The following is a 12,313-nucleotide window of genomic DNA, read 5'->3' as shown; positions in this document are numbered from 1 at the left end:
TCACCACCAATCATCGACGAGGATTACGCCATGTTGGACCAAGAGCAAATGATGAAGTTAGTCGATCTTTACGTGATGCCCTGGAGCATCAAAATTCTGCTGGCGCTGGTGATTTTCCTGATTGGCCAGCTGATCGCCAAAATCGTGAGCAGTATGGTCGGCAAGCTGTTGAGCCACACCAAACTGGATACCATTCTGGTGGAGTTTATCCAGTCGCTGCTGCGCGCGCTGTTGATGGTGGTGGTGATTATCGCCGCGCTGGATCAACTGGGTGTGAACACCAATTCAGTGATTGCCATTTTGGGCGCCGCTGGTCTCGCGATTGGTTTGGCGCTGCAGGGTTCACTGCAAAATTTCGCCGCCGGTTTTATGTTGCTGATTTTCCGCCCTTTCAAAGCCGGCGATTTTGTTGAGGCAGCAGGGGTGGCAGGCATTATCGACAAGATCGGCATCTTCTCTACCCTGATGCACACTGGCGATAACAAGCAGGTCGTCATTCCCAATGGCACCATTTACAGCAGCAATATCATCAACTATTCCGCGCACTCAACCCGCCGCATCGATATGATTTTCAGCATTGGCTACAGCGACGACATTCGTCTGGCGCGCGATGTGATTGCCAAGGTGATTAGCGCCGATGAGCGTGTCCTAAAAGACCCGGAACCACTCATTGCCGTGGGTGAACTGGCAGCGCACAGCGTGAATTTTTTTGTGCGCCCCTGGGTAAAAACGGAAGATTTCTGGGATGTACGTTTTGATTTGACTGAAAAAATCAAACTGGCCTTTGATGAACATGGCATTACCATCCCTTTTCCACAAATGGATTTGCACATGCACAAATAGCGTTTTGCCGCTAATAACTGCACCCGGAACAAAACCGACACCCACAAAAAAGCCCCGCTAACGGGGCTTTTTTGTGGGCTTTTACAAAGAGCGCGCGGCTGTTATACACAGCGCACGACTCATTCAGCGGCGGTTACTCAGTGGCGGCTTCGGCATCCGCCTCGGTAGCTTCAGCTTCGGCATCTGCACCTTCATAGGCGTTAGCATCTGCATAGGCGTCCGTATCTGAATAGGCATCCGCTTCACCGGCCGCCGGTGCTTGTCCGGCCTGCGCCATGGCTGACATACCCGCTAAAGCAGTCATCCACTGCTCAGGTGGCACAGTGGTATTGCCTATGACCAGCTCACCCGCTTTGAAACTGGCTTTGAGCAGGTAATTACCATTGTCCTCCTGCAGATAAGTACCCACCATAGTGCTTGCCGGGGTCGCTTGCAGTAAGCCAGCCGGCGCCTTCACCGACAAATCGCTGTCCACTAATTGCAAATATTCCTCAAGCCCCTGCAGCTGGGTAAGGGTTTTGCCATCAGCAGGCGGTACATAACGGGTATTCCATACCGCTTCCGATTTACCCCCCATAAACTCAGCGCCCAGTGATAGCTGCGCCGACAAACCTTCTTGCAACAACAGTGGCAGCGCTTCGGTAAACACCTGCAAATACACCATCTGCAGTGCCTCAGGGTCGGTTACACCAGCGGCGCGGCTCATGGACTCATTAATGGCCTTAAGTGCAGCCTTGTCTACCTGATTGAAGCTGATGTGATAGTAGGCCTTTTCCACCACCACAGGCCCAACCAGTTTGACCATATCCAATTTAACCTGGGTGTCGATCTTGTTGTTGTTCAACGTCTGCAGCTGCGCCAGGCTCAAGCCCTCCAGTGAGAAAGCGACACCCTGCCCGTTAGCACCTTTCACTTCGGGCATGGTCAAGGTCATATTGGTGAGATTAACGCCAGGTTCCAGATTCTCTACCTGCACACTGCCGCTAATCTCAGCCACATCGATGTGGGAGCCATCGGCCAACTTGGCGTTGATCGCACCAATCTTGATTTGCGCCTCGCCACTCAATGAATCCAGGCGACCACTGAAATTGACTTGCGATGGCTGCATACTCAGACTGGTGCCATCTTCCTCTTTTGCCAGCGCGTCCAACCCCCAGGAGCCGTCATAGCTCGCATCAAAGTAAACACGGCTGTGAATATCCCCCAGCTTGTCACCCAGGGCAGCTTGTAAATCCTTATTCATTTGCTCATCGCGCAATTGCAACTGGAAACGGCTGGTCATGTCATACAACCCAAAACCGAGACCATCGCCAAACAACACCGGGCCATGTTGCGCACGGCTGGTCAGCCTAACCAGCTCCAGTGGCAACTCGCTCAGCGGCTTGATTACCAGCTCCACCTGACTGGTGAAAATACCGCGCTCATATTTCACCAAATCCAACTGCATACCCACGCTGGCAGGCTGCTGTTTGGTCAGTTCCAACTGCTCACGGAATTTTTGCTCACCAACATAACCCGTGTACCAAGCGGCGCCGGTGTAAGCGATAGCCACGCCCAAGGTGGCAAAGAGGGGCTTTTTCATAAGTCATCCTTATTTTGACATTTATCTAGCGGCCGAACCCGGCCCGGCATCCCGACACATAAGGTTGCAACAACCATGCGGCGCGGTTGGGCTTTATACCTTGTTTCCTGCCAGCAAGCGAACGCAAAAAGAAGATTCAAATGCCAGCACAACCTGCGGCTATTGGGCTATTTTTACCTTGACGCTTGGGGGGGCTACTTTTAACCTAGGCGACCTTTTTCCTTGAGCCGGTTGTTGTTATGACCTACTGCGTTGCAATCAAAGTGGATGCGGGTCTGATTTTTTGTTCAGATTCACGCACCAATGCCGGTGTTGATCAGGTCAGCACCTACAGCAAGATGTACCACTTTGGTATCACCGGCGACCGGCAACTGGTGATTAATTCCGCCGGCAACTTGGCGACCACCCAATCGGTGATTGCCAAAATCCGCAAGGATATTAAAGACGGCGCCGACGTCAGCCTGGCCACTGTAGAAAGCATCCATGATGCCGCTGATTATGTCGGTGAAATCAGCATCGCCATTCAGGAAAAACATGCCCAGCACAACACCAACGTCAGTTTTGAAGCGAGTTTTTTACTAGGTGGTCAAATCGGCACTGAGCCGCCAGCCGTTATGTTGATCTACCCACAGGGCAATCACATTACCTCGTCCGACCAAACGCCCTACTTACAGATTGGTGAGAGCAAATACGGCAAACCCATTCTGGATCGCATTTTAAAACCGGACACAGGTCTGGATACCGCCTCACTCTGTGCACTGGTGTCCATGGACTCAACCATGAAATCCAACCTCACCGTTGGCCCGCCCATCGAACTTATGACCTACGCCACCAACAGTGGTGTCACCCAGCACAGCATTTTTGAAGCCGACAACCAATACCTGCGGGAACTCACCAAATCCTGGGACAGGTTGATTGTTGAGGCGTTTTTGCAGCTGCCGCCGGTGGGATTTATCCCCAGCACCTAGAACCTCCTGCGGCTACAGCACCAGACCTGCACCTGCTCCGCGCTTATGGTGCGGATATTGCGTAGCCCCTTATCAGTCACTGATGACGCCCGCAGCTACCGCCCAGTACAAAGGTAATACTTGCGTGGCATGATCAGCCATGGCCCATTTCCATGAGCTGTGCACCCTTTCGTGCACCATCATGGTTCTTATTCAATGGCTCTTACGATTGATATGCAGGAAGGACGACTTTATGGCTATTCGCGTTGCCATTCACCATAAAACCCACTACCAGTTTGACCGCTTAACCACACTCTTCCCGCACGTGTTGCGCCTGCGCCCGGCACCCCATAGCCGCACCAAAATTCACAGCTACTCACTCAAAATCACCCCGGAAAAACATTTCCTCAACTGGCAGCAAGACCCTTTTGGCAATTTTCAGGCGCGTTTGGTGTTCCCCGAACAGACCAAGGAATTGGCGATAGAGGTGGAAGTCATCGCCGATATGACCTCCATCAACCCTTTTGATTTTTTTGTGGAGGACTACGCCCAGCACATCCCCTTCCACTACGACGAACAGTTGCAGCGCGAGCTGATTCCCTATTTGGAAGTGACCGAAGCCGGGCCGCTGTTGAATGTGCGGGTAGCGGCGATCAAGGCCGAAATCGCCCAGCGCAAAAAGCAACACAAGCCTTGGCATGTGAACGATTTTTTGGTGAGCGTAAACCAGCAATTACAGCAGGACATAGCCTACGGCGTGCGCCTGGAGCCGGGCATTCAAAGCTGCGAGGAAACCCTCACCCTCGCCAAAGGTTCCTGCCGCGACAGCGCCTGGCTGTTGGTACAAATTTTCCGTCACCTGGGTTATGCCGCGCGTTTTGCCTCGGGGTATTTGGTGCAACTCACCGCCGATATCAAAGCACTGGATGGCCCGAGCGGCCCCGAAAATGATTTCACCGACCTGCACGCCTGGACCGAAGTGTTTATCCCCGGCGCCGGCTGGATTGGCCTTGACCCCACCTCTGGCCTGCTCGCCACCGAAGGCCATATTCCGCTCGCCTGCACGCCCGACCCCATTTCCGCCGCACCCATCACCGGCGCCACCAGTAAATGTGAAGTGGAGTTTTCCTACAGCAATGAAGTGTTTCGCATACTGGAAGACCCGCGTGTCACCAAACCCTATACCGAGGAGCAGTGGGCGACCATTAACGCGCTGGGCGCCGCCGTGGATAAGGACCTGCAAGAACAGGATGTGCGCCTGACCACCGGCGGTGAACCGACGTTTGTATCCATCGACGATATGGAATCCGAGCAGTGGAATACCGGCGCCTTGGGTGCCGACAAACTGCGCCTCGCCAAAGATTTATTACTGCGCATGCGCAACACCTTTGCGCCCAATGGCCTGCTGCATTACGGCCAGGGCAAATGGTATCCCGGTGAAGAAGTGCCACGCTGGGCACTGGGCTGTTTTTGGCGCACCGATGGTGAAGCCCTGTGGAGCAACCCCGACCTGCTTGCGCGCGCCGATAAAAACTACGGCCTCACCCACCTGGATGCCAAAAAATTTGCGCAGGTTTTGTGTGAAAAAATTCGCGTGAATAGCGCGCATTTAATTCCCGCCTATGAAGACGTGCTCTACTACCTCTGGGCGGAACAACAATTGCCCAACAATATAGATCCGCTCAGCGCCGATCTAACGGATGACCTGGAACGCCGCCGCATCGCCAAATTGTTAACACGCGGGCTAAATACCGAGAGCGGTTATGTACTGCCCATCGAATGGAATTACACCCACCAGCGCTGGCTCACTGGCCGCTGGAAATTGCGTAACGAGCATTTATTTTTAGTGCCGGGCGATTCACCACTCGGGTTGCGCCTGCCATTAAATTCTTTGGAATTCCCGCAGCGGGACTACGAGCGCTACCAACCCGAGAGCGACCCACATGCGGCAGTAGCACCACTCGCCGCCAGCGGTGCGCAATTAGCGGCGCTGCAAGGTGCTGGCAGCACACTCAAGCAGGCTATTCACCAAAAAATTATTGAACAAAAAACCGCGCTGGGTATTCAACCCGCGAAGGATTTTTTAGAAGCCGGTTATGTGATTCGCACCGCCATGTGTTTTGAAGCGCGCGATGGCCGCCTGCATTTATTTTTGCCGCCGCTCACTTACCTTGAGCATTACGTTGCGTTAATTGAAGCGATTGAAGATACCGCCGCTACCCTGAATATGCCTGTAGTTTTGGAAGGTTATGAACCGCCCAAAGATTATCGCCTGAAAAAGTTTTTAATCACTCCCGACCCCGGCGTGATTGAAGTGAATATTCACCCGGTGGGGACCTGGGACGAATTAGTGCACAACACCGAAGCACTTTATGAAGATGCGCGCCAATGCCGTTTGGGCACGGAAAAATTTATGCTGGATGGCCGTCACTCAGGCACCGGCGGCGGCAACCACATTACCTTTGGCGGCTCCACGCCCGCTAACAGTCCGTTTTTGCGCCGACCGGATTTGCTGCGCAGTCTGGTGACTTTTTGGCAACATCACCCCGGCCTTTCCTATTTATTTTCCGGTTTATTTATCGGGCCGACCAGTCAATCGCCGCGCGTGGATGAAGGCCGCGCTGAAATGCTGTACGAATTGGAAATCGCCTTCCAACAAATGCCCGATGGTTTGGTGGAGCAGCCTTGGTTGGTGGATAGATTGCTGCGCAATTTATTAATTGATGTCACTGGCAATACCCACCGCGCCGAATTTTGTATCGACAAACTTTATGCACCGGGTTCAGCCAGCGGTCGCCAGGGCATTTTGGAATTTCGCGGTTTTGAAATGCCGCCCCACGCGCGCATGGCGCTGGTGCAAAATTTATTGCTGCGCTGTTTAATCAGCCGCTTCTGGAAAACGCCGTACAAAAAACCACTGGTGCGCTGGGGCACCGCGCTGCACGACAAATTTATGCTGCCCCATTATGTGTGGGAAGACCTGCGCGATGTAGTGAAAGATTTAAACGAACATGGCTACCCCTTCCAACTGGAATGGCTTGCACCTTTTGAAGAATTTCGCTTCCCGCATTATGGCCGCGTGCAGTTGGATGATATTCAAATTGAATTGCGCTGGGCGATTGAACCCTGGCATGTGCTGGGTGAAGAAATCAGCAGTTTTGGCACCTCGCGCTATGTGGATTCTTCACTGGAGCGACTGCAAGTCAAAGTCAGCGGCTTAACACCGGGGCGTTATATTCTCGCGTGTAATGGTCGCCGCGTGTGTTTGAACCCCACCGGTAAACACGGCGAATTTGTCGGCGGCGTGCGCTATCGCGCCTGGCAACCGCCCTCGGCCTTACACCCCACTATTGGCATTCACGCGCCCTTGGTATTTGATTTAATCGACAGCTGGAATGGCAAAAGTATCGGCGGCTGCAGCTATCACGTCAGTCACCCCGGCGGGCGCAGTTACGAGCGCTTTCCGGTCAATGCCAACGAAGCAGAATCGCGCCGGGGCAATCGCTTTTTTGATATCAACTACACCCCCGGTGCACTGCCAATTACCCCCGCCGGAAAAATATTGCGCGAGTTTTTTGCACACCAGCATCCACCGCGCCCCATGGCACCACCGCCAGAAGAGCCAGCGGATGAATACCCACACACCTTGGATTTACGCAAGTAATGCAGGCCCAATCTGTTTACAATCCCAATAAGGCGATAAAAAAATTCGCGATTGTGTGAAAACATTGTGTGTGACAACTATGGAAAACCCGAGCAATCAACATCCGCTGCCGCAGGATTTGCATTATCCATCCCCCAAGGCGGGGGTGGATGAAGCCTACGACAGCGAGGGCGGCATTCGCCCGCACTGGCGCTACCTGTTGCACAGTTTGCAAACACTGGGCGCAGAGGCGATTGAAGAGCGGCAAAAAAAAGCGCGCCGCATTTTGCGCGACGATGGCGCCACCTACAAAATTTACGACGAGCCCAATGCAAACCAGAATTGGCAACTCAACCCCATACCGCTGTTAATCCACAGCGATGAATGGAACCGCATTGAAACTGCGTTAGTAGAGCGCGCGGAATTATTTAATTTACTGCTGCAAGATATTTACGGCGAACGCAGCTTGGTGCGACGCGGTGTTATTCCACCGGAATTATTATTTTCCCATCGCGGATTTTTGCGCCCCTGTCATCAGGTCAAATTACCCGGCAACCAACAATTAATTTTGCACGGCGTCGATTTGGTGCGCGCACAGGACGGCCAAATGCGCGTAATGGCCGACCGCACCCAAGCGCCCTCCGGCGCCGGTTATGCGCTGGAAAACCGCACGGTAATGAACCGCGTTTTCCCCAGTTTATTTCGCGACAGCCAAGTGCATCGCCTGTCATTATTTTTTGCACGCCTGCGCCAACAGTTGCAGGATCTAAACCCCAACGGCGGCACCGCGCGCATTGTGGTGCTCACACCGGGTATTTATAACGAAGCCTATTTTGAACACGCCTACCTCGCCAACTATTTGGGTTTTCAATTAGTGCAAGGCGGCGATTTAAGTGTGCGCAACGGCTATGTGTGGATGAAAGCGCTGGACGGTTTAAAACGCGTGGATGTAATTTTGCGCCGCGTGGATGATGTCTATTGCGATCCGGTGGAATTAAAAGGCGATTCGCGCTTGGGTGTACCCGGCTTGTTGGAAGTAGCGCGCCTTGGCCATGTTGCTATCGCCAATCCACTTGGTTCCAGCGTGTTGGAAAACCCGGCGCTGCTGCGTTATTTGCCGGCGATTTCGCAAGCTTTGCTAGGGCGCGATTTGCAAATGCCCTCGGTAAAAACCTGGTGGTGTGGCAATAGCGATGACCTGGAATACGTGTGCAGCAATTTAAAACAGTTATTAATTAAACCCACCTATCGCCGCCCCGGTTTATACGAAGTTTACGGTGCAGAGCTGGACGATAAAAAATTACAGGCCTGGCAGAACCGCATTCGTAAAAACCCGCTGCAGTTTGCCGCGCAAGAATATATCGAAGGCGCACACACACCAACTTGGCACCAAGGGCAAATTCACGCGCGCCCTGCGGTGTTGCGCACCTTTGCCGTGGCCAGTGAAAATTCCTACACGGTAATGTCCGGTGGGCTAACGCGGGTGAATCTGGATGCGGATAAAAAAATTATTTCCAACCAACAGGGTTCTATTTCCAAAGACACCTGGGTGCTCGCCTCAGAACCGGAAAAACAAATCAGTCTGCGCCGCTCCGACATCACCGCCGCCAGCGAACACAGCAGTGCACTGCCCAGCCGCGTCGTAGAAAATTTATTTTGGATGGGGCGCTACGCCGAACGCGCGGAATCGGCACTGCGTTTATTGCGCACCGTTTTTATCCAATTAAATAAAACCGAAGCCCTGCCCGATTCAGTCACCCGCACCCTGCTCGCCGCGCTCACCCATGTCACTATGACTTACCCCGGTTTTACCGCATGGCATGAAGCCTTATTTAAACAGCCGGAGCCAGAACTTATCGCCATCATTGGCGACCCGCAGCGCTTGGGCAGTTTGGCCAATAATCTGGTGGCGATGATGCAAGCCGCTGAACAAGTTAAAGAACAACTCTCCAGCGATACGCAGCGAGTCATTAACGATATTGGCGATGAATTGGAGCAATTAAAACATGCACTGCAACCCGGTGCGCTCTCGGCACCGGAGGAAGCGCTCGCACCACTCATTACCACCCTGCTCGCCTTTGCCGGATTAATTCACGAAAGCATGACACGCGGCAATGGTTGGCACTTTATGGAAATGGGGCGGCGCTTGGAGCGCGCGCTGCAAATTATCGCCACGCTGCGCGCACTGCTGGTGAGTGAGTATGATGAAGCCGAACAGGAAACGCTGATTGAATCCAGTTTGTTGTGCAGCGAAGCGCTTATCCCCTATCGCCGCCGCTACCAAAATGGCATTCAACTACAACAAGCGCTGGAGATGCTGATGCTCAATCGCAACAATCCCCGCTCGTTACTTTATCAACTGGAAGAATTGGAACAACATTTTGCCGATTTACCGGACGACAGCGACCAGTTAAGCAGTGAGCGAAAATTATTATTGGAAGCCACCACCAGTTTAAAACTGAGCGATGTGAATTTGCTGGTGGCAAGCCAACATAATTTGCGCGGCGGTTTGGATAAATTACTGGCGCGCTTGCACCATTTAATGAGCCAGGTTGCCAAAGCCATCAGCCAACGCTATTTCGATCACACCGAAGGGCCGCAGCTGTTGGTAAAAAATACCGAATGGCAGGAGCAGTTGTAGGAATCCCATGAACTATCGCATTCGTCACAGCACCCGCTACCACTACGCACTGCCCGTGAGCCACTGCTACAACTTGGCTTACGTATTGCCGCGCAATACCGAGCGTCAACAAGTGCAGGGCGTGGACATTCACATATCGCCCGGCGCCACCACCCACACACGCCACAGCGATTATTTTGGCAATCAGTTTTTGCAATTCTCTATTGAAAAAGCGCACAGCGAATTGGAAGTGTGTATTACCAGCAACATCATCATGCAAGACATGAGCGGCAGTATTAATCTGGATTTTGGCAACCCCTGCAGCTACGTAAAATATTTGCTGCAACACAGTAAAGATTGGGAAACCCTGTGCGCGCGCGAATTTATGTTGGACTCACCCATGGTGCAACAACACGCCGACCTCGCCGATTATGCGGCAAGTTCGTTTAGCGACGAGCGCCCGTTTTTATCGGCCGTGTTGGATTTAACCAAGCGCATTTTTGCGGATTTTAGTTACGACCCGGAATTTTCCGACATAGCCACACCACTGGCCGATGTGTTCAAACACAAACGCGGCGTCTGTCAGGATTTCGCCCACCTCGCCATTGGCTGCCTGCGTTCACTCGGCTACCCCGCGCGTTACGTGAGCGGCTATTTGGAAACACAACCCGCCCCCGGCCAACAAAAACTCATCGGCGCCGACGCCACCCACGCCTGGTTCGCCGTTTATTCCCCCGGCGAAGGCTGGTACGAATTCGACCCCACCAACAACCAACTCACCACCCCCCAACACATCACCACCGCCTGGGGCCGCGACTATTCCGACGTAACCCCACTCAAAGGCGTCATCTTCGGCGGCGGCGTTTCACCACAGTTATTGGTGTCGGTGGATGTGCAGCGCATAGCCGATGTCTTTGACCCTGCAGCGGGGTGATGCCCTCCCCCCTGCTAGCCGCTAGAAATTCCCTTTGCACACCACAAAATGGTCACTATAATTACCAAAAATATACATTATGGTAACTATAGTGACCACAGAAATCAGCAATCAAAAACGTAGCGCAGTTGTCTTCCCCAAACAGCAAAAGGTCTTGGCAGAGCTGGGGGAGAACATCAAACTCGCCCGCCTGCGCCGCCACTACACCCAACAACTCATCGCCGAGCGCACAGGGCTGAGCCGCCTCACCATCCGCAAGATCGAAGCCGGGGATAGCACTGTATCCTTGGGTCACTACGTCTCTGTGCTGGGCGTATTGGGGTTGGTGGAAGATTTTGCCAAGGTCGCCCGCGACGATGAACTCGGCCGCAAACTGCAAGATATTGCCTTAATAGGAAAGCAAAAATGAAAACGGAAACTTTTGTATTTGCCGATTGGGACGATTTTTCCACGCCCGAACTGGTAGGAACCCTGCGTTCGACAGTGAATAAAAATAAAGAGCACTTCAGCTTTAGCTACGATGCTACTTGGCTGCAATCACCTAATGCGCAAAAAATTGATCCCGACCTGGAACTTTATTCGGGCGAGCAACACGCAAGCGATGCCAATAATTTCCGCGCTTTTTTAGACTCCTGCCCGGATCGCTGGGGGCGCGTATTAATGAAACGTCGCGAAGCCATCATTGCGCGCCAGGAAGAACGCCGCCCGCGAGTGTTAAATGAAATTGACTATCTGCTTGGCGTGCATGACTTTTATCGCCAAGGCGCACTGCGCTTTAAACGCGATTTACACGGCGCCTTTCTGGACGACGACCAACGTTTGGCCGCACCACCGCTCTCCTCACTTCGCGAACTTGAATACGCCGTCCAACAAATCGAACAGAGCGACAGCGACGATCCCGAATACCTGAAGTGGCTCTATATGCTGATGTCCCCCGGCTCATCACTGGGTGGTGCAAGACCAAAAGCGTCAGTCATAGATGAAGGCAATAATTTATGGATTGCAAAATTTCCCAGCCAAAACGATGACCATGATATAGCCGCCTGGGAGTACCTCACCTATCAGCTGGCCACCCATGCAGGCATTCACATGTCGCCCTGCCGCATAGAAAAATTTAACAGCCACCACCATACCTTTCTAACTAAACGCTTTGACCGCACCGCCACCAGCCGTTTGCACTTCACCTCTGCCATGACACAACTGGGTTACTACGATGGCGATTATGACGCGAGCTATTTAGAGCTGGCGCAATTCCTCACTGAACATGGCGCCAACACCAAACAAGATTTAGCGCAGCTATGGCGCCGCATTATTTTTAATATCGCCGTCTCCAACACCGACGACCATTTACGAAACCACGGGTTTATCTACAAAAAAAATGGCTGGATTCTATCGCCTGCCTACGACTTGAATCCCACAACACCTGCGAGCGGTCTGCATTTAAATATCACCGATACCGACAACCGTTTGGACTATGACTTGGCCATGGATGTAATTGATTTTTTTCAATTAAATAAAACCACAGCAACCACTATTAAAACCCAAGTGCTGGAAAGTGTTAGCCAATGGAAAACCATCGCCGAACAAATCGGTATTTCTCGCAGCGAGCAGCAATTAATGGCAAGTGCATTTAATGTGTGATTGACCTTTCATACGAAGCGGATTAGTGTTCAGTAAAAGCGCATTATCGCAAAGGGCACGATCATTTTTAGGGCGTGCTTTTGCTATTCCGCTTCGTTTTTTC

The 12,313-nt window shown here is 52.6% G+C and carries 8 protein-coding genes; 7 read left to right on the top strand and 1 reads right to left on the bottom strand.

The genetic code is table 11. The annotated features are described in order from the left end of the window. Window positions 1–30 precede the first annotated feature (30 nt). Entirely contained in the window at window positions 31–843 is an 813-nt protein-coding gene (locus ACFODX_RS01640) for a mechanosensitive ion channel family protein (protein WP_378115395.1), read from the top strand. Window positions 844–976: 133 nt separating this feature from the next. Here the strand turns inward: ACFODX_RS01640 and ACFODX_RS01635 are convergent, their stop codons facing one another. Continuing rightward, window positions 977–2,425: a DUF945 family protein gene (locus ACFODX_RS01635; protein WP_378115393.1), complete on the bottom strand. Its 1,449-nt coding sequence runs from the start codon at window positions 2,423–2,425 to the stop codon at window positions 977–979. Between the two features lie 239 nt (window positions 2,426–2,664). Here ACFODX_RS01635 and ACFODX_RS01630 point away from each other — a divergent pair, with 239 nt between their 5' ends. The 6 genes from ACFODX_RS01630 (at window position 2,665) to ACFODX_RS01605 (ending at window position 12,210) form a co-directional block, all read left to right on the top strand. Further along, window positions 2,665–3,393: a peptidase gene (locus tag ACFODX_RS01630; protein ID WP_378115391.1), complete on the top strand. Its 729-nt coding sequence runs from the start codon at window positions 2,665–2,667 to the stop codon at window positions 3,391–3,393. A 232-nt stretch (window positions 3,394–3,625) separates the two neighbouring features. Continuing rightward, the gene (locus ACFODX_RS01625) at window positions 3,626–7,036 is read left to right on the top strand and encodes a transglutaminase family protein (protein ID WP_378115389.1); all 3,411 of its coding nucleotides are present in this window, start codon (window positions 3,626–3,628) and stop codon (window positions 7,034–7,036) included. A gap of 55 nt (window positions 7,037–7,091) precedes the next feature. Then, a complete protein-coding gene (locus ACFODX_RS01620; RefSeq protein ID WP_378115387.1) occupies window positions 7,092–9,656 on the top strand; it encodes a circularly permuted type 2 ATP-grasp protein in 2,565 nt (854 codons plus the stop codon). 7 nt (window positions 9,657–9,663) lie between these two features. After that, window positions 9,664–10,569: a transglutaminase family protein gene (locus ACFODX_RS01615; protein ID WP_378115385.1), complete on the top strand. Its 906-nt coding sequence runs from the start codon at window positions 9,664–9,666 to the stop codon at window positions 10,567–10,569. A gap of 91 nt (window positions 10,570–10,660) precedes the next feature. Continuing rightward, window positions 10,661–10,978, top strand: a complete 318-nt coding sequence (locus ACFODX_RS01610) for a helix-turn-helix domain-containing protein (protein ID WP_378115383.1) — start codon at window positions 10,661–10,663, stop codon at window positions 10,976–10,978. Then, complete coding sequence (locus ACFODX_RS01605; protein WP_378115381.1) at window positions 10,975–12,210, top strand: type II toxin-antitoxin system HipA family toxin; 1,236 nt, start codon at window positions 10,975–10,977, stop codon at window positions 12,208–12,210. Before ACFODX_RS01610 ends, ACFODX_RS01605 begins: the two co-directional genes overlap by 4 nt. Window positions 12,211–12,313 lie beyond the last annotated feature (103 nt).

The organism is Cellvibrio fontiphilus (assembly GCF_042646205.1).
GTDB classification, from domain to species: Bacteria; Pseudomonadota; Gammaproteobacteria; order Pseudomonadales; family Cellvibrionaceae; genus Cellvibrio; species Cellvibrio fontiphilus_A.
Note: the sequence above shows the minus strand (reverse complement) of the source record. Positions and strands in the feature narration are given on the sequence as shown.

Coding starts and splice junctions, on each gene's coding strand:
- ACFODX_RS01640 (WP_378115395.1), top strand. CDS start 31: ATGTTGGACCAAGAGCAAATGATGAAGTTAGTCGATCTTTACGTGATG.
- ACFODX_RS01635 (WP_378115393.1), bottom strand. CDS start 2,425: ATGAAAAAGCCCCTCTTTGCCACCTTGGGCGTGGCTATCGCTTACACC.
- ACFODX_RS01630 (WP_378115391.1), top strand. CDS start 2,665: ATGACCTACTGCGTTGCAATCAAAGTGGATGCGGGTCTGATTTTTTGT.
- ACFODX_RS01625 (WP_378115389.1), top strand. CDS start 3,626: ATGGCTATTCGCGTTGCCATTCACCATAAAACCCACTACCAGTTTGAC.
- ACFODX_RS01615 (WP_378115385.1), top strand. CDS start 9,664: ATGAACTATCGCATTCGTCACAGCACCCGCTACCACTACGCACTGCCC.
- ACFODX_RS01605 (WP_378115381.1), top strand. CDS start 10,975: ATGAAAACGGAAACTTTTGTATTTGCCGATTGGGACGATTTTTCCACG.